Source organism: Mycobacterium mantenii, assembly GCF_010731775.1.
Taxonomy (GTDB): Bacteria; Actinomycetota; Actinomycetes; order Mycobacteriales; family Mycobacteriaceae; genus Mycobacterium; species Mycobacterium mantenii.
The window spans coordinates 2,360,717-2,377,747 of the sequence record NZ_AP022590.1 but is presented as its reverse complement, the minus strand read 5'-3'; the positions used below and the strand labels follow the sequence as shown (position 1 = coordinate 2,377,747).

At 64.3% G+C, this 17,031-nt stretch carries 17 protein-coding genes; 3 read left to right on the top strand and 14 right to left on the bottom strand.

The features are described from left to right. Positions 1-11: 11 nt before the first annotated feature. The 11 genes from G6N50_RS29330 to G6N50_RS10620 all read right to left on the bottom strand — a co-directional run bounded on the left by G6N50_RS29330 (position 12) and on the right by G6N50_RS10620 (position 10,652). Positions 12-1,163 carry an acyl-CoA dehydrogenase family protein gene (locus G6N50_RS29330; protein ID WP_083097123.1) on the bottom strand — a complete coding sequence of 384 codons (1,152 nt, stop codon included), beginning with the start codon at positions 1,161-1,163 and terminating at the stop codon, positions 12-14. Between the two features lie 2 nt (positions 1,164-1,165). Beyond that, positions 1,166-2,218, bottom strand: coding sequence for a 2,3-butanediol dehydrogenase (locus G6N50_RS10665; RefSeq protein WP_083097125.1), 1,053 nt, complete (start codon positions 2,216-2,218; stop codon positions 1,166-1,168). A gap of 37 nt (positions 2,219-2,255) precedes the next feature. Further along, entirely contained in the window at positions 2,256-3,026 is a 771-nt protein-coding gene (locus G6N50_RS10660; RefSeq protein ID WP_083097127.1) for an enoyl-CoA hydratase/isomerase family protein, read from the bottom strand. Next, positions 3,020-3,790 carry an SDR family NAD(P)-dependent oxidoreductase gene (locus G6N50_RS10655; protein ID WP_142275651.1) on the bottom strand — a complete coding sequence of 257 codons (771 nt, stop codon included), beginning with the start codon at positions 3,788-3,790 and terminating at the stop codon, positions 3,020-3,022. The genes G6N50_RS10660 and G6N50_RS10655 overlap by 7 nt, the downstream gene beginning before the upstream one ends. Beyond that, complete coding sequence (locus G6N50_RS10650; protein ID WP_083097129.1) at positions 3,787-5,325, bottom strand: acyl-CoA synthetase; 1,539 nt, start codon at positions 5,323-5,325, stop codon at positions 3,787-3,789. Before G6N50_RS10650 ends, G6N50_RS10655 begins: the two co-directional genes overlap by 4 nt. A gap of 58 nt (positions 5,326-5,383) precedes the next feature. Beyond that, on the bottom strand, positions 5,384-6,145 hold the full coding sequence (locus G6N50_RS10645; protein WP_083097131.1) for an SDR family NAD(P)-dependent oxidoreductase: 762 nt from the start codon (positions 6,143-6,145) through the stop codon (positions 5,384-5,386). Between the two features lie 48 nt (positions 6,146-6,193). Further along, positions 6,194-6,952, bottom strand: a complete 759-nt coding sequence (locus G6N50_RS10640; protein WP_083097133.1) for an SDR family NAD(P)-dependent oxidoreductase — start codon at positions 6,950-6,952, stop codon at positions 6,194-6,196. An 11-nt stretch (positions 6,953-6,963) separates the two neighbouring features. Continuing rightward, on the bottom strand, positions 6,964-8,022 hold the full coding sequence (locus G6N50_RS10635; protein ID WP_142275652.1) for an NAD(P)H-dependent amine dehydrogenase family protein: 1,059 nt from the start codon (positions 8,020-8,022) through the stop codon (positions 6,964-6,966). A gap of 84 nt (positions 8,023-8,106) precedes the next feature. After that, complete coding sequence (locus tag G6N50_RS10630) at positions 8,107-8,970, bottom strand: NAD(P)H-binding protein (protein WP_083097137.1); 864 nt, start codon at positions 8,968-8,970, stop codon at positions 8,107-8,109. Positions 8,971-8,988: 18 nt separating this feature from the next. After that, complete coding sequence (locus G6N50_RS10625; protein WP_083097139.1) at positions 8,989-9,330, bottom strand: hypothetical protein; 342 nt, start codon at positions 9,328-9,330, stop codon at positions 8,989-8,991. Next, complete coding sequence (locus G6N50_RS10620) at positions 9,330-10,652, bottom strand: aromatic ring-hydroxylating oxygenase subunit alpha (RefSeq protein WP_083097141.1); 1,323 nt, start codon at positions 10,650-10,652, stop codon at positions 9,330-9,332. Before G6N50_RS10620 ends, G6N50_RS10625 begins: the two co-directional genes overlap by 1 nt. Before the next feature lie 137 nt (positions 10,653-10,789). Here G6N50_RS10620 and G6N50_RS10615 point away from each other — a divergent pair, with 137 nt between their 5' ends. Then, positions 10,790-11,224, top strand: a complete 435-nt coding sequence (locus tag G6N50_RS10615) for a DUF4286 family protein (RefSeq protein WP_142275653.1) — start codon at positions 10,790-10,792, stop codon at positions 11,222-11,224. Positions 11,225-11,229: 5 nt separating this feature from the next. Next, on the top strand, positions 11,230-13,200 hold the full coding sequence (locus G6N50_RS10610; protein WP_083097145.1) for an acetoacetate--CoA ligase: 1,971 nt from the start codon (positions 11,230-11,232) through the stop codon (positions 13,198-13,200). On the opposite strand, the gene G6N50_RS10605 is transcribed toward G6N50_RS10610, so the two are convergent. Genes G6N50_RS10605 through G6N50_RS10595 form a run of 3 tightly spaced genes read right to left on the bottom strand, consistent with a single transcriptional unit; the run spans position 13,167 to position 15,689 of the window. Beyond that, positions 13,167-13,508, bottom strand: coding sequence for a hypothetical protein (locus G6N50_RS10605; protein WP_083097147.1), 342 nt, complete (start codon positions 13,506-13,508; stop codon positions 13,167-13,169). The two genes, G6N50_RS10610 and G6N50_RS10605, sit on opposite strands and share 34 nt — an antisense overlap. Beyond that, positions 13,505-14,857, bottom strand: coding sequence for an aromatic ring-hydroxylating oxygenase subunit alpha (locus tag G6N50_RS10600; protein WP_083097149.1), 1,353 nt, complete (start codon positions 14,855-14,857; stop codon positions 13,505-13,507). The genes G6N50_RS10605 and G6N50_RS10600 overlap by 4 nt, the downstream gene beginning before the upstream one ends. A gap of 4 nt (positions 14,858-14,861) precedes the next feature. Then, positions 14,862-15,689, bottom strand: coding sequence for an SDR family NAD(P)-dependent oxidoreductase (locus tag G6N50_RS10595; protein ID WP_142275654.1), 828 nt, complete (start codon positions 15,687-15,689; stop codon positions 14,862-14,864). 88 nt (positions 15,690-15,777) lie between these two features. Between G6N50_RS10595 and G6N50_RS10590 the strand changes: the two genes are divergently transcribed. After that, positions 15,778-17,016, top strand: coding sequence for a cytochrome P450 (locus G6N50_RS10590; RefSeq protein WP_232068935.1), 1,239 nt, complete (start codon positions 15,778-15,780; stop codon positions 17,014-17,016). Positions 17,017-17,031: the final 15 nt, after the last annotated feature.

The following is a 17,031-nucleotide window of genomic DNA, read 5'->3' as shown; positions in this document are numbered from 1 at the left end:
GCCTGACACGGTCAAATTTTTCCTATCACCGACCGCGCGATGACGTTGCGTTGAATCTCGCTGGTACCTTCGCCGATTTCGAGAATCTTCGCGTCGGAGTAGAACCGCGCGATCTCCGACTCCCGCATGTAGCCGTACCCCCCGTGGATCTGCAGGCTGGCACTCGCAGCGCGGTTCGCCACTTCGGACGCGTGCAACTTGGCCATGGCCGCGGCTCGGCCGAAAGGCTGGCCGGTATCGGCCAGCCAAGCAGCTCGGTACACCAGCCAGCGGACCGCTTCGACCTCTGTTGCCATATCGGCGACCTTGTGGGCGATTGCCTGAAACGCCGCAATCGGCCGGCCGAACTGCTCCCGCTCCCGGCACTGCCGCACGGCCAATCGAAGCGCCGCCTCAGCCAGTGAAAGGCTCAGCGCCGCAACACTGATTCGTCCCGGATCGAGAACTTCGAGAAACTGCCGAAGACCCGTTCCGTCATCTCCAATCAGATGGTCGTCGGGAACCCAACAGTCTTCGAAGACCAATTCCCGGGTATCGCTGGCGTTCCATCCGAGCTTGCGCAGTGGCGCTCCGAGCGTGAAACCCTCAGTGCCCGAGGGCACGAAAAATGTCCCGTACCGTCTGGCCGCGCCGTCGTCGTCCGTCACTGCCAGCAGGCTGACGCCGAGGCTCATGTCGGTGCCCGCGTTGGTGATGAACATCTTGGTGCCGTTGATGAGCCATCCTCCCGCCTCGCGGCGGGCCCGCGTGCGGATCGACGCAGCATCCGAACCGGCGGCCGGCTCAGTGAGGCCGAAGGCACCGATGTGGGTGCCTTCGGCGAGCGGGCGCAGCCATTTCTCCTTCTGCTCGTGCGTGCCGTACCGGATCAGCGGCAGCGACGCGATCGTTGTGTGAGCGTTCCAACTCGTCGCCACTGATTGATCCGCGACGCCGATCTCCTCCATCGCCGCCACATAGGGAACGAATCCCACGTCGGTGCCGCCGTATTCCTCGGGAGCCAACATGCCCATGAGACCGAGTTCGCCCATTTTCTTGAACACCTCGGTGGGGAAACGGTGTTGTTCCGACCACTGGGCGGCATGTGGAGCAATTTCTTTTTGGGCGAAGGCGCGACACAGGTCGCGAAGTTCGCTCGTCTGCGTATCGAACGAAAAATCCATGGTCACCCTTTCGGGGTCAAAAGAACTTTGAGTTGGTCGGCCGGCGAGGTCGCCAGTTGCACAAACGTGTCGATGGCGCTCTCCAGCGGGCGAACATCGGTGATGAACGGCTGGGGGTCGAGGCGGCCGGTAGCCATCAGCTTGAGCACTCGTTCGATGTCATGGTGGTAACCCAGCGCGCCCAGCACGCTGCGCTCGAAAAGGACGACCTGTCGGAGGTCGACGTCGAGTCGCTGGTCGGAGATGCCGACGATGCTGACGCGGCCACCGCGCCGGACCGCGGTGATGGCGAGCTCGAATGCTTCGGGGCGCCCGGTCGCTTCGATCGCGGCATCTGGTCCGACTCTGCCCGACCGCAGGAATACCTCCCGTCGGACGTCTGTCGTGGTCGGGTCGAACGCTTCGGTAGCCCCGAACCTGCGTGCCAGTTCTGCTCGCTCGGGCAGCGGTTCGCTAACGTATACCGCTGCGGCGCCGCGGCTGAGCGCACCGAGCAGCGATGCGATCCCGATCGGCCCGCCACCGGTGATCAGCACGACGTCACCGGGACCGACATCTGCTCGTGTGGCGGCGTGCAATCCGACCGCGAGCGGCTCAGCCACCGCCGCCCATTCCGCGGGAACCCCGGCTGGGACGGGTAATACATTTACTCGCGGGACCAGAACGTGGGATGCGAACGCACCGTCGGAGGCCAACCCCACCGAGCCGCCTTTCGTGCAGAGGTGATAATCGCCCCGGAGGCAGGACGGACACGACCCGCAGCGGAGACACGGGTCCACGGTGACCAGTTGGCCGACCTGTAGATCGGTGATCGTGTCGCCGACACTGACGACATGGCCGCTGAACTCGTGGCCCAGGGTGAGTGGCGGTGTGACGCCACTCAACGGATGGGGGGTGTGTCGAATCATGTTGGGGCCGTGCTGGAATTCGTGAAGATCGGTCCCGCAGATTCCACATGCCGATACTTCGATCACGACGTCGTGCGGTCCAGCATCGGGTGTCGGCACCTCCTCGAGTCGCAGGTCGTTGTTGGCATGCCACCGGAGTGCTTGCATGGGGTCCTCCCGGGTTGGTCTTGCGTCAGTGGATCGTTCAGTGGCGACGGTGCAGGAATCGGGTCATTGCCTCGTCTCGATCACCGGTGGCGAACATGCCGGCCAATGCCGAGCGTTCCAGAGCCAGCGCGGTGTCGTCGAGTGGCACGGCGGCGTCCACGCATTCCTTGATGGCTCGTACCGCATAACGCGGTGCGGCAGCGAGGGTTTCGGCTAGCTGACGGGCGCGTCCGACGGTGTCATCGGGCTCGACGACTTCGTCGAGAATGCCCAGGCGCAACGCCTCGTCAGCAGCGATCTGCCGGCCGGTCATTATGAGCAGTTTCGCGGTGCTGCGGCCGACGATTTGTGAGAGCCGCTGTGTACCGCCTGAACCGGGGACGATCCCCAACGTCACTTCGGGAAGCCCGACCTTGCATGCCCGCGAGCCGATCCGGAAGTCGGCGGCAAGGGCGAGTTCGAGGCCGCCGCCGAGGGCATAGCCGTTGACTGCCGCGATCACCGGTATGGGTAATTTGGACAGCGCGGTGAATGCGTGATGCAGACGTTCGTTCCACGTCACAATTTGTTCGTAGCCCATCGCGGCCAGCGCTTTGATGTCGGCGCCGGCGGCGAAGTTCTCCGCACCGCCGTGCACGATGCATGCTCTGGCGTCAGGATCGTCGGCGACGGCCCGAATCGCCACGATCAGCGCGTCCCGCATAACCGTGCTGAGCGGGTTCAGTGGCGGCCGGTGGAGCTGAATGGTCGCGATGCCGTTATCGGATTCGATCAGCACCGGCGGATCGTCATGAGTCGAGTTCACCATGCCTGCCACCCTCCATCGACTGTGAGCGTTGCGCCGGTCACGTAGCTAGACGCATCGCTGAGCAGAAAGCTGACCGCGCCGGTCAATTCGGCGGGTTGGCCAACACGTGCCATCGGGATTCTGCGGAGTACGTCTTCGCCCCAACGACTTTCCAGCAGGCCGCGACTGAGTTCGGTGGGGAAGTAGCCCGGCGCCAAGGTGTTGACCCGAACACCGCGTTGGGACCATTCGACGGCGAGCGTCGCGGTGAGAGCCTCGACAGCGCCCTTGCTGGCGGCGTAAGCGGCGATCCGCGGATAGCCGGCGCGGGCGTGTACCGAACTGACGTTGACGATCGACCCACCCCGAGACTGGGCGAGCATGACCTGCGCAGCCGCACGAGCGCACAAAAACGTCCCAACTGTGTTCGTTGTGAGGATAGAACGGAAGGTGTCGGCGGCGAGATGTTCGCTGCGCACGAACGCCGGACTGATGCCGGCACAGTTGACCAAACCGTCCAACCGACGTTGCCCCTCATCGGATTCCGGTAGTGACTCAATGATTCGGGCAATATCGGCTTCGTCGGCGACCGAACCAGGTGCCGGCACAACCGCACCCGTGGGGTGTTGGCCCACCAGCGACTCGAGTGTTTCGAGGGTGCGCGCGGTCGCGATCACGGTGGCGCCGTCCGCGACGAGTCCCGTGGCGATCGCGCGGCCGAGACCCTTGCCCGCGCCGGTGACCCAGACGACTTTTCCGTCCAGTGGTCGCACCGGCGCGCTCATCGGCTCGCCCCTTCGCCGCTAGCCGCCAGGCGGAGTTCGCGTTTGAGCACCTTGCCCGAGGGCGTACGGGGGAGCGCGTCGATGAATTCGACATAGCGGGGCACCTTGAAGCGGGCGAGACGGTCGCGACAGAAGTCGATCAGTTCTCCGGCGGTTGCTTCGGCGCCCGTCCGCAGCACCACGATCGCCTTGGGAACCTCGCCCCATTTTTCATCGGGGTGCCCGACCACGGCGGCCTCGAGCACCGCGGGATGCTCGTAGAGTACGCGTTCCACCTCGGGGGAGGCGATGTTCTCGCCGCCGGAGATCAGCATGTCCTTCTTGCGGTCCTCGACGTAAAGGTAGCCGTCCTCGTCCCTTCGGCCCATGTCCCCAGTGTGGAACCATCCATCGCGGATCGCAGCCGCGGTCGCGTCCGCGTCTCGCCAATAGCCGCTGAACACCTTGGGTCCGCGCACGGTGATCTCACCCACCGTCCCGGTAGACACGGCTTCGCCTGCGTCGTCGACGATCCGGATCTCTTGGTGCGGGAGTGGTAACCCAACCGAACCGAGCTTGGAGACCATATGGTCGCGATCGAGAAAGGTGTCGCTGGACAACGTTTCGGTCAGGCCGTAAGCATCGGCGAACCAGAGGTCGGGAAGCACCTCCAACAGCTGTCGGAGCCGAGCTTCGGGCATCTTCTCGCCGCCACTGAGAATTGTTCTCAGACTGGATAAGTCGTGCTTTTTCAGCAATGGCGATTGAAGGATGCTGTTGACCATGGCAGGTGCGAGCCAGCAGTTGGTTGCGCGGTACTCCTCAATGAGCGCGAGCAAACCGTCAGCGTCGAATTTCTTCTGTAGCACCAGACTTCCGCCGACGTGCAGCGTGCTGATGCCACCCATGTCGAGTGCTCCGACGTGGTAGAGAGGTCCACCCACGACCGTGATGTCGGTGTGATTCCAACCGAACTGCACGAGTAAGCCGAGTGTTTTCCACGCGAAATTCGAATGCGTGATGCATACGCCTTTCGGGCGGGCAGTCGTGCCCGACGTGTACATCAGGCGTTGCAGTGTTTCTGGCGAGACATCCACGGGCGCAACGAACTTCCCCTGATGCCGGGCCACGACATCGTCATAACGGTCGAATGCTCCCGTTGCGGGCCGGTCGATTGTCAGTCGGACGCCGATGGGGAGTCCCTCGATCACGCTCGTGAGATCCGTCTCGAACAGCGCTTCGGTCACCACCGCCGCAGCCCGGCCATGGTCGAGGATGTAGCGCCATTCAGCCGGGGCGAGACGGAAGTTGAGCGGCAGAAACGCCGCGCCTAATCGATTGGCGGCGTAGACCGTTTCGATGAACTCCGGGGTGTTCTGCATCAGAAGCGCGACATGGTCGCCTTCGCGGATTCCTCTCTCCGCCAGTGCGGCGGCGACCGCATTCACCCGCTCGAGCAGCTGGGCATAGGTGTACTCGCCGCCCCGCCAGGCTAGCGCGATCTTATCTGGGCGGATCGCCGCATGGTGATCAAGGACGGCAGCGGCGTTGATCACGGGTATTCCTTTGAATCCACCGGACCCCAAACTCTAGTCACCGCTGACAATTTCGGTTTTAGACCGCCGTCAGCCCGCCGTCGACGACAAAATCCGAGCCGGTGATGTAGCTGGCCTGGTCCGAGGCGAGGAAAACCGCAAGGCCCACCACATCTGCCGGTGTACCGATTCGGGGCAAAAGGTTTTGACTGACCGCCTCAGCACGCACCTCGGGAACGGCGAGCAGGTGGGCAATGGCGGGCGTCTCGATTCCGCCCGGGCTGATGCTGACCGCGCGGATGCCTGCGGGTCCGCCTTCGGCGGCCATTTGCCGTGTCATCGCGATCACGCCGCCTTTTGCCGCCATGTGCGCCACCAGCTGTAACGACCGGTTGCCGACCCACCCGGCGACCGAGGCAACATTGATGATCGTGCCGCCGCCAGATTCGACGAGGAATGGCCAAGCGTACTTCGTCACAAAAAAGACGAGATCAAGCTCGTTGCGCACGGTAAATCGCCAGTCTTCAACGGACATTTCAGCGATCGAGCCCATGCGTGCCGCCGAACCGTTGTTGTAGACCACGTCGATCCTGCCGTGTCGTTGCGCGGCCGCCTCGACCCATGATCGTGCTTGCTCGGGCTCACCCAGATCCACGTCGTCAACCGCGATGTCCGCGTCCAGCCCCGCCCCGTCGACCGCCAGTTTCGTTTCTCGTGCCGTGCTGCCGTTGATGTCACAGCCAACCACCACGGCTCCTTCGGCGGCGAAGCGCAGCGCCGCCTCCCGCCCTTGTCCGCCGCCGATGCCGGTGATGAGCACTACCTTGCCGCACAGCATCATCGATTACGTTCCTTCCCCACGACGGCAAGACGGCTCGGCGCATCAACCTCAGCGCATCGGGGCTTGGCCGCCGTCGAGCGCGAGTGTGGTTCCGGTGACGTAACTCATCTCGGGTCGGCACAACATGGCAACAGCACGACCGATGTCCTCGACAACGTCGCCTATCCTGCCGAGCGGGACGGTTTCGGCAGGGTTGTGCCGCCCGGAAGGGATGTTCTCCATGTATGCCTGCATGGCAGGCGACAATGCCAGGGGTAGCACCGCGTTTACACGGATCCCGTCGGATCCCCACTCACACGCCGCAGCTCGTGTCAGTGTCCGCATGGCCTCCTTGACCATTCCGTAGGCCCCGACGCCGGATAGGTTGGGCAACAATGCCGAACCTGTCCCCATGTTCACGATGACCCCGTCGCCCTTGAGATGCGGATAGCACGCACGCATATACCGAAACGCCGCGAGCGGCCCTGAACGCCACCCTCGCTCGAGGGCGTCTTCTTCCAGGTCGTTCAACCGGCCAGCCGGTGGCTCCACCGCGTTGTTCACCAGAATGTCGATGGTGCCGAAGCGCTTGAGTGTTTCGTCCACGCTCGCGCGGATGTCGTCGGGGTCGGTCACGTCGGCGCGGACCGCGATCGCGGACCCGCCACGGGATTCGATCGTTTCGACTATTCGTTCGACCTTTGACAGCGTGCGACCGACGCAGGCAACGGCTGCGCCCTCGTCGGCCAACGCGATGGCGCAGCCCTCGCCAACCCCTTGGCCCGCACCGGTAACCAGCGCGACTTTGCCCGACAGTGCGCTATCCATCGATCAACCTTTCAGAATTTGACGTTGCGTCCGAAGAGCATCGGTAGGTCAAGCGTGCTCAGCAGGCCCGGGGCCGCATCGCACACATAGGGGATTGCGTTGACCACCCGCATCGCACACGCGATCAACAGCCCTCGGGTGCCATCCTCGGCGAGCATCTCGATCTCGCACTCGATGCGAGGCCGGCCCTCGATGATGACCTTGTAGCATTTGTCGCCGCGCGTGCCGCGCGGCCAGTCGGGGGCGGCGTCGTCGTCGATCCGCGACGAATGTTCGATCACGATCGCGGGACCGCCGTTCACGAGTCCCTGGAGTTCGAACCGCATGGCGCCGACGGTGCCCGCTTCGATACGGCCGATAGCCGCGTCGACCGTGTTTATCGCCGGTGCCAGCTCACCGATTTGACGGATCTCGTCGAGCTTGACGCCGAGTTGATCGGCGATGAGGTGAATCATCCCGCCGAACCATTCGGTCAGCTTTCCGCCTGCGAAAAAAGGGGATTCGAAGTCCAGCGGTTGCCCGTAACCGACGATCTTTCGGAGCAGCTCCGGGTGATCGTAATGTTTATAGTTGCTGATCTCCTGGATGCGGACCTCGTCGATGTCGTCCATCAGTGACAACAGCGTCAGCGGCATCAGGTCGCTGGCATAACCCGGGTCGGCGCCGTTGCAGAAGAACGTCGTACCTCCTGCCGCACAGGCGCGTTCGATTGGCTCACGCCGATCAGCCGGTGCGGCCGGCGGATACACCAGGTCGAGGAACGACGTCGACACCACGTTTCGGCCGGCTTCCAGGAAGCGGCACACATCGGCGATCGCTTCGGCCGGGCGAAGCGGATAGTCGCCCATGTAGACAAGGCAGTCTGCGTCAATGGCGAGTAACGCGTCGGGGTCGTCGATGGCCTTGACCCCTACCGGGTCGATTCCGCACAGCTCGCCGGCGTCCTTGCCCACTTTTCCTTTGCTGTGAACCAGCAGCCCGACGAGATCCAGATCGGGGTGGTTGATCACCCCTCGCAGCGCGGGGCCGCCCGTGTTGCCGGTACCCCAATGCACAACCCGATACGCCACTTCTGCTCCTTTGCAGTTTGCGTAGATAGAATATTATATCTAATACGATTTGGCGAGGATTCCCGAAGACGTTGCCGTTCCACGTCACTGCTTCGCGAGTGCTCGCGCAATCGCCTCCGACAGTTCGGTGAGTGGGCGGCCCACGAGACGACGGAGTTCTCCGGTCTCAACCAGCGCTTCGCCGGCGGCGGCAGCACGATCGTAATCGGCGAGGTTGACCGCCAGGCGCCGTTGTAGCCCCGCGCCGACCAGCCGCGCCTCGAATTCGTCGACGTCGACGTCAACGTAGGGCAGCCGATCGCCGGTTTGGCGACTGAGCTCCGCGGCGAACTCCGACAGCGTGTACGGCTCATCGCCCGCCAGCTCGTAGATCGCCCCGTCATGGCCGTCGGTGGTGAGCACCACCGCCGCCGCAACGGCGAGATCGACCCGCGACACCGAGCTCACCCGCCCATCGCCGGCGGCGCCGAGCACTTCGCCGAGGGTGCGCCAGAAGGGGATCATCCCGGTTCGGGCCTCGAAATAGCCCGCGCAGCGCAGCACCACCCGAGGCGTGCTCACGCTGTCGAGCGCCTGCTCGGTTGCCCGATGGTCGACGGCGACCAGCATCGTGCTGGTATCGGCATGGACCCAGCTCGTATAGGCGAGAAGTTGTACGCCGGCGGCTTCGGCCGCTTGAATGGCGTTGCGGTGCTGTAACTTTCGATGCGGGTTGCCCGGCGCTGAGACCAATAGGACGCGATTGGCTCCGTCGAAAGCTGCCCGTAGCGACGACGAATCGTCGAAATCGATTTGTGCCACTCGGACGCCCCGAGCCGCCAGCTCCGCGAGCCGGCCTTTGGCACGCCCCGCAGCGACGATGTCGCTGGGCTCCACACCGCGGTGCAGCAGTGCGTCGACGGTGAGCGCGCCCAACTTGCCGGTCGCGCCGGTGATGACGAAGGTCACCGGTTGCTCACCGTGGGGTCACATCGACGGCTCGAGCACCCAGTCCAGCGTCGCCGCGTTGGAGTCCGGGATCTGCGGCTGCTTGAACACGTCGACGCAGAACGAGACCGTGCTGAAGGACGCGAGCAACCACATGAGGTGGCGTGCGGGGTCGGGCATGTCGGCGAGATCCTCGAACTGCTCCAGGTAGGCCAGCGCCTCCTCGCCGCGCGCCACCACGGCGTCGTAGAACGGCTGGATCTCGTTCATGCTGGCCGTCAGCCTGGCCTGGTAGCGCTCGGGACCGGTTGGCAGCGCCCATTTCTCGGCGAATGGCTGCAAGTCCGCGAATTGGTCCGGTAGCTGCTTTGTTGTGCTCATCAGGCCCGGGTTCCCTTCTGCTGCAGCTCGCGTCGATAGTCCTCGACATCATCCTGGATCACCTTGTGGAAATGGCGCACTGCCACCTCCTGGTCTCCGATGTAGTAGTCGTCGCGGACTCCGGTGGCGACCATCTGCTGGGTGGCCTCGAGGGTGTTGGCGTCCTGGATCAGGAACTCGCGAGTGGTGATCAGGCAGTGCTCCTGCGCCAGCCGTTCACGGGCGTTCTTGGGTGGCACGAAGTTGACGGTCCACACGAAGCGGTTCGTGCTTTCATCAACGGGCCAGTACTGGTAGGTGATGAACCAGTTGCGGCCCCACGTGATGATGTCGAAGTTCGGATAGATCTTCCAGGAATCGAGCCCCCAGTTCTCGATGCCACCAGGGTTCAACGCGTCGCCGAGTGGGCCTACGTCCGGCACGTCGAGTGGCCCGTAGAAGGTGGCCCCGAACATAGCGTCGGCCGGACGGGCCTTGCGGACCTTCACGTTGGCCAGCGGGCCACCCGAGGTGAAGAGCCGGTGTTTGCCGTACGCGGCGAAGTACGGAACCATGGTCGGAATTTTGTCGACGCCGGTCTGCGGAAGGTTCGGGTCGTTGAGCTTCCCGTGCACGAACGGGTTGTGGTACACCTCCTGAAAGGCGTCCATGAACAGCTTCCAGTTCGATTTGATCGTCGAATCGAAGACATACCGCTGGGTCATCTTGTGGAACGGATAGGTTTCCAGCTTGGTGACCGCCGGCGTCAGGAACTCGCGGAGGCTCTGCGTAGGCTCCTTGGCCAGGTTTATGAAGATGAACCCGGCCCAGACTTCGAGGTTCACCTTCGGCAGGGCGAGCTTTGCCGGGTCGAGGTCGAAGAACTCCGGGGCGTTGTGGACGTAGCTGATCTCGCCGTCGAGCCCGTAGCGCCAGCCGTGGTACTTGCACGCGAGCGCACGGCAGGTCCCTTTGGCCTCCTTCTTGGGGTGCTCGTCCCAGACGAGCTTGTTGCCGCGGTGCGAGCAGACGTTGTGGAACGCACGGATCTGGTCGTCCATCCCTCGAACGACCAGGATTGACCATCCGAGAAAGGTGAGCTCCCGGGTGAAATAGCTGCCCTTGCGGGGTAGCTCCTCCACCCGCCCCAGGTGCAGCCAGGAGCGTTTGAACACCGCCTCCTTCTCCAGCCGGTAGAACTCCGGATCGTAGGAGTCCCGGAAAGAAACCGCCCCGGTGTCGAGCCCGAAAGACTTGGTCCAGGACCCCTCTGGCGGCTTTTGGAATTGCTCGGCGCCCTCGTTGCCGGTCGGGATGAAGGGTCTGCTCTGGACGTCCGTCATGTTGTCACCCTTTCGTCTAAGCGCAGGAGGATCGTTGGCCGGCCACGGGGTAAGAGTCACCGCGGAGCCGGGCCTACATGAGCAATAGTATATAGTATTTTTCCATCTGGAAAGCCTGGGGACTGACGCGGTTGCTGATGCCGCTGGGAGGAGGGGTGATGGCCGGCAAGGGCATCTTCCTCGTGGTGTCGCGGCCGACCTCGCCAGAAGACGATGTCGAGTTCAACCGCTGGTACAACGAGCATCACGTCCCCGATTCGTTGCTGCTGCCCGGCTTCGTCCGGGCCCGGCGGTTCCGGCTTGCGAAGGAGCAATTGTTGCCGGAGCGGGCCACGGCACCCGGCTTCGAGTACGTCACGATCTACGAGATCGACGACGTCGATCTCGTTCCCGACGCTCGAGCGCTGCTGCCTCGTCTGATGGGGGTGTCGGCCCAGTTCTTCACCGATGCGCTGGACCGCGACACCATGCGCGCCTTCGTGTTCGAGCAGGTGGCCGATATCGATGAGCCCACCGTGTTGCCCGACGGTGTCGCAGCCCTCGCCGACGTGCCCTCGCCCAGCTCACCCTGACTGCTGTGTCGCGACCTGAGGTCGTGTGGTCGCCGCCGGCCGACGTGTTGGAGCGCAGCCGGGTCGGGCACTATCTGACATTCCTGCGCGACCAGCACGGCCTCGCCTTCGACGGCTATCCGGAACTCTGGCGGTGGTCCGTCGACGATCTCGATGCGTTCTGGGGGACGTTCGCCGAGTGGGCGGGCGTGCGGTGGCACGAGTGTCCGAGTGAGGTGCTTGCGACGCGCACAATGCCGGGCGCCCAATGGTTTCCGCGCGGCACGCTGAGCTTCGCCGAGCACGCCCTGGCCCGCGCCGACGACCAGCCGGGCGCCGTGGCGGTCGTGGCACGCAGCCAGACCCGCGATCCGGTCGAGCTGACCTGGGCCGAACTGCAAGACGCGGTGGCCCGCTGCCGCGCTGGATTGCGCCGCCTTGGCGTCGGCCGCGGCGATCGCGTGTGCGCCTACGCCCCCAACATCCCCGAGACGCTGATCGCGTTCCTGGCAACCGCCAGCCTCGGCGCGATCTGGGCCAGTTGCGCACCCGAGTTCGGTACGCGAGCGGTGATCGACCGGTTCGGCCAAATCGAGCCGAAGGTGTTGCTCGCCGTCGACGGCTACCGCTATGGCCAACGCTGCATCGATCGCCGCGGCGAGGTGGCCGCAATCGAGGCCACTCTTCCGACGCTGCAGCACACAATCCACCTGCGCTACCTCGACGTAGGGCCGGACGGCTGGGCGGGCCTCCTCGCCGAGCAGGAGCCCATGGTCTATGACCCCGTCCCCTTCGACCACCCTCTCTGCGTGTTGTTCAGCTCGGGAACGACCGGTCTGCCGAAGCCGATCGTGCACGGCCACGGCGGCATCGTCATCGAACATCTGAAAACGATGGCGCTGCAACACGATCTGTCGCCAGGCGATCGCTTCAGCTGGTTCACCACGACGGGCTGGACGATGTGGAACTACCTGTTAGGCGGCCTGCTTGTCGGGGCGACGCTTGTGCTGTTCGACGGGGACCCGGGATATCCCGACCTCTCGACGTTGTGGCGGCTGGCCGCCGAGACCGAGCTTGACGTCTTCGGGGTCAGCGCGCCGTTCATCATGGCGTCACGCAAGGCCGGCGTCCAGCCGCCTGCGCATCGGCTGCGGGTCCTCGGCTCGACCGGCGCGCCGCTGCCGCCGGACGGGTTCCGCTGGATTCGAGAAGTGCTCGGCGCAGGCGTGCAGCCGTGCTCGATGAGCGGGGGCACCGACGTCGCTGCCGCGTTCGTCGGATCCACGCCGCTGCTGCCCGTGCGAGCCGGCGAAATCAGCTGCCGGATGCTCGGTGTGGCCGCCGAGGCTTTCGATCCTGCCGGGAGCCCTTGTCCCGCAGGCGTTCAAGGCGAGCTGGTAATCACCCAGCCCATGCCGTCGATGCCGGTCAAATTCTGGGGCGACCTCGATGGTGAGCTGCTGCGAGCCGCCTACTTTTCCACCTACCCGGGCGTGTGGCGCCACGGCGACTGGATCACCTTCACCGACGATGGCGCTTCGGTGCTGTCCGGTCGCTCGGATGCCACCCTCAACCGCGGCGGCGTGCGGCTGGGGACGTCTGACTTTTACGCCGTGGTGGAGGAGTTGCCCTGGGTGCGCGACTCGCTGGTGGTGCACCTCGAAAGCGATGCCGGGTCGCTGGGCACACTGGCGCTGTTCGTGAGCACGGACGAGGGGAGCGATCTTGACGATGTGAGACGCGGGGAGATCGTCACGACCCTGCGTTCGCAGCTGTCGCCGCGGCACGTCCCCGACCTGATCGAGCGGGTCCCCGACATTCCGCGCACTTTATCCGGCAAGAAACTCGAGGTGCCGGTGAAGCGGATCCTTGCCGGCGCTGCCGCCGATGCCGTTGCCAGCCGCAGCTCACTCGTCGAGCCCGACTCGCTGCTCTGGTTCGAGGCTTACGCCAGACGGTGGGCTCAGGGAAAGGGTTCGATAACCCAGTCGAGGTAGGTCGCTCCCGAGTCCGGCGTTTTCGGCTGTTTGAACAGGTCCGTGGCCATCGACACGATGCTCAACGAGTAGAGCAGCCGCATTAGGTTGATTGCCTGGTCCGGCAGGTCATCGAGTGGCAGCGGGTCGAGGTATTCCAGGATCGCTTCAGCCCTGGGAAAGACAGCATCATAGAACGCCTGGAGTTCTGCCATCGTGCTGCGCAGTCGCTGCTCCCAGCGCTGCTGGCCGGTCTCCAACGACCAGATTCGGGCGAACGGTTCCAGGTCGGCGAACTGCTCGGGCAGCCTCGCGGTAACGGCGGTCACCGGTCGGTCCCGTTGCCGGTCAGGCCCGCCTCCCGGGCGTAGGCCGCGACGTCGTCCTGCGCAACCTTATGCAGGTGCCGGATGGCGACCTCCTGGTCGCACAGGAAGAATTGCTTGCGAGCGCCCGACGCGATGCCCATCTGGGTGGCCTCGAGCGTCGCGGCGTCCTGCAGGCCACCCTCGCGGATCACCATCGCCGCGTGCTCCTGGGCGAGTCGCTCGCGGGTCGTGGTAGGCGGCACGAAGTTGACTGTCCATTCGAATTTGTGCCTGGTCGGGCTCAGCGGCCAGTAGTGATAGGTGAAGTAGTGGTTGCGATTCCAGGTGACCACCACGAAATTGGGATAAATCTGCCACGAGTCCGCGCCCCAGCGATCGATGCCGCCGGGGTTGACGCCGTCCCCGAGGGGACCCACATCCGGCGTGTAGTCGGTGCCGAGCAGCCCGGCCTGGAACAGCGCGTCGGCCGCCTTTCGCACCCGCAGGTTGGCGTTGCCGAGCGGACCGACGGAGGAGAAGAGCCGGTGCTTCCCATAGGGCGCCCAGTACGGAATCATGAACGGGATTTTGTCCACCCCGGTCTGTTCAGCCGCCGGGTTGTTGAGCTTTCCATGCACATAGGGCACGTGGTACACCTCCTGGAAGGCGTCCACAAACAGCTTCCAGTTCGCCTCGACCTCGGATTCGAAAACATAGGTCTGCGTCATCTTCTCGAACGGGTAGGTCTCCAGCTTGGCGACCGTGGGCGTCAGGAACTCGCGAAGGCTCTGCCGAGGCTTCTCGTCGAGGTTGATCCAGATGAAGCCGGCCCAGGTGTCGAGGTGGACCTGCGGAAGCGCGAGCTCGTCGGCATTGAGGTCGAAGAACTCCGGCGCATTGTGGACGTAGGAGATCTGCCCATCCAGGCTGTACCGCCAGCCGTGGTACTTGCAGGAAAACGCCCTGCACATGCCACGAGTCTCCCGGTCCGGGTAGTCGTCCCAGACCAGGCGATTGCCCCGGTGCGAGCAGACATTGTGGAACGCACGGATTTTCTCATCCATTCCACGCACCACGATGATCGAGATGCCCAGGAACTTGAGCTCCTTGGTGAAGTAACTGCCGCGCCGCGGTAGTTGCTCGACGCGGCCGAGGTTCAGCCATGATTTGCGGAACACCGCGTCCTTTTCCAGCTCGTAGAACGCGGGGTCGAACGAGTCCCGGAACGATACCGGGCCGGTGTCGAGCCCGAACCACGACGTCCATGAGCCTGCGCCAGGCTTGTCGAACACCTCGATGCCGGCGGCTTCGCTCTCAGTCAGGCCCCGGACGTGCGGCGCGTTCGTGCGCTGGGTCACCTGGTCCGTCATCTGCTCACCTCTCTGAAGCCATCTGCGCCTCGACCCGAGCCCGGATCTTTTCCACCAGCCGGGCACCGCCGGCCATCAATCCGCCGTCTACGGTGAGCGCCTCACCGGTAATGAATCGGGCGTCGTCGCTGGCGAGGAACTCCACTGCTGCCGCCACGTCTTCCGGCAGACCGGCCTCCGGCCACGGCTGAAGCTTCTCCAGCCACCTCCGCGCGCCCTCGAAGTCGCCACGGGCAAGCATCGGGGTCAACACCCCGCCCGGGCAGATCACGTTGACCCGGATGCGGGACGGTGCCAGCTCCACGGCCGCTACCCGGGTGAGGTTGATGACCGCAGCCTTTGCCGCCGAATACGACGGGAACCCGGACGAAGCCGACAGGCCGTCGATCGAAGACGTGTTCACAATCGCGCCCCCGTGCCCGGCGGCCAGCATCGCGCGAGCTCCATGCTTGATGCCCAGGAATACACCGCGGGCGTTGACGGCGAATACGCGGTCCCAGTGCTCGACGGGGACGTCGACAATCGGGTCCAGAGTGTCGTTGATGCCCGCGTTGTTGAACACGATATCCAGGTCGCCGAGTTCGTTGACGGCCGCTTGGATCAATCCGGCGACGTCCGCCTCGACTGAGACGTCCGTGCGCCGGAAGCGGACCTGGTTGGAGTGCCCGGCCCCGTTCGCCTCGGCCAGCAACTGCTCGGCGGCCGCTTCGTCGACGTCGCCCACCATGACCCGCGCCCCTGCTTCGCACAGGCGCAGTGCGGCGGCCTTGCCGATCCCGCTGGCTCCACCCGTTACCACCGCCACCCGGCCCGCCAAGCGCTGTTCGCCCATTATCCCCTTGCTTTCGGTCAGTGCGACAATAATATACAAGATATTCGTTCAGAAAGCGGAGGGACTTTTTATGACGAGCACATCGGATGTGGCCGACATCGACCTGTCCACGGTCGACCTCACCGACCTCTCGTACTGGCAGGATGGTCCGCCTCACCAGCTCTTCGCGCGGATGCGGGCGCAACCGGCGCCGCATTGGAACGCCCTCACCGGGGTCAGCGAGCCCGGTTTTTGGTCGTTCACACGATTTGCCGACATCGCGACTATCAGTCGCGACCCGCATACGTTCTCGTCAGCTCGCGGGGGCGTGTTCACCACGAGCGACGGCGGCGCGGTGCCGCTCGAAGCGCTGCGCGAGATCCTGCTCGGCATGGACGACCCCCGTCATGGCAAGCAACGCAGGGTCGTGCACGGTGTCTTCACGCCCAGGCTGGTGGCACGACGAGAGACTCATGTCCGCAACACCGTCACGTTGCTGCTCGACGACGTGATCGAGCAGGGCCGGTGTGACTTCGTCCAGGACATCGCCGTCGAGTTGCCACTCCGCGTGATCGCCGACTTGCTCGGTGTTCCCCATGACGACCGCCCGAAGCTTTTCGAATGGACGAATACCGTGTCGCTCGCTCAGGCGACCAGCAATAAAGAGTTGGGACTAGGCGCGATATTCGAGATGGGCGCCTACCTGACTGCACTCACCGCCGAACGAAAGGCCAACCCCACCGACGACCTGGTATCGCTTTTGCTCGCAGCGGAAATCGATGGTGAAAGCCTGACCGAGGATGAGGTGACCTTCTTTTTCGCCACCCTCATGTTCGCCGGCAACGACACCACGCGGAATACCGCCTCCGGCGCCATGCGGGCCTTGATTGAGCACGAAAGCGAGCGGCGAAAGCTGATCGCCAATCCCGGTCTGGTCCCCAACGCGGTCGAGGAGATGTTGCGTTGGGTGTGCTCCGTGGTCTACTTCGCTCGTGTATCGCAGCGTGACACTGACATCAACGGGCACTCGGTTCGCGAGGGCGACCGGTTGGTCATGTGGTACTCGGCCGGGTCCCGCGACCCAGCGGTGAACGACGACCCGGAACGGTTCAATGTCACTCGCGACAAGCCCCAACATCAGGCGTTCGGCGGTGGGGGAGCGCATTTTTGCATAGGCGCCGCGCTTGCTCGGCTGGAACTGCGGGTGCTTTTCGAGGAACTGGTGCGGCGCGTGCCCGACATGCAGATCGCCGGCCCGGTCACACGCCTGGAAACGAACTTCCTGAACGCGCTCACGTCGATGCCGGTCGCCTTTACCCCGGGCAAACGCGAAGCCGTTGCGCCCTAACAAAATTGGTTGACC

What these genes read in the sequence shown, in the direction of transcription:
- G6N50_RS29330 (WP_083097123.1), bottom strand. Translation starts at nt 1,163, where the DNA reads ATGGATTTTTCGTTCGATACGCAGACGAGCGAACTTCGCGACCTGTGT.
- G6N50_RS10665 (WP_083097125.1), bottom strand. Translation starts at nt 2,218, where the DNA reads ATGCAAGCACTCCGGTGGCATGCCAACAACGACCTGCGACTCGAGGAG.
- G6N50_RS10660 (WP_083097127.1), bottom strand. Translation starts at nt 3,026, where the DNA reads ATGGTGAACTCGACTCATGACGATCCGCCGGTGCTGATCGAATCCGAT.
- G6N50_RS10655 (WP_142275651.1), bottom strand. Translation starts at nt 3,790, where the DNA reads ATGAGCGCGCCGGTGCGACCACTGGACGGAAAAGTCGTCTGGGTCACC.
- G6N50_RS10645 (WP_083097131.1), bottom strand. Translation starts at nt 6,145, where the DNA reads ATGATGCTGTGCGGCAAGGTAGTGCTCATCACCGGCATCGGCGGCGGA.
- G6N50_RS10640 (WP_083097133.1), bottom strand. Translation starts at nt 6,952, where the DNA reads ATGGATAGCGCACTGTCGGGCAAAGTCGCGCTGGTTACCGGTGCGGGC.
- G6N50_RS10625 (WP_083097139.1), bottom strand. Translation starts at nt 9,330, where the DNA reads ATGAGCACAACAAAGCAGCTACCGGACCAATTCGCGGACTTGCAGCCA.
- G6N50_RS10620 (WP_083097141.1), bottom strand. Translation starts at nt 10,652, where the DNA reads ATGACGGACGTCCAGAGCAGACCCTTCATCCCGACCGGCAACGAGGGC.
- G6N50_RS10615 (WP_142275653.1), top strand. Translation starts at nt 10,790, where the DNA reads ATGCCGCTGGGAGGAGGGGTGATGGCCGGCAAGGGCATCTTCCTCGTG.
- G6N50_RS10600 (WP_083097149.1), bottom strand. Translation starts at nt 14,857, where the DNA reads ATGACGGACCAGGTGACCCAGCGCACGAACGCGCCGCACGTCCGGGGC.
- G6N50_RS10595 (WP_142275654.1), bottom strand. Translation starts at nt 15,689, where the DNA reads ATGGGCGAACAGCGCTTGGCGGGCCGGGTGGCGGTGGTAACGGGTGGA.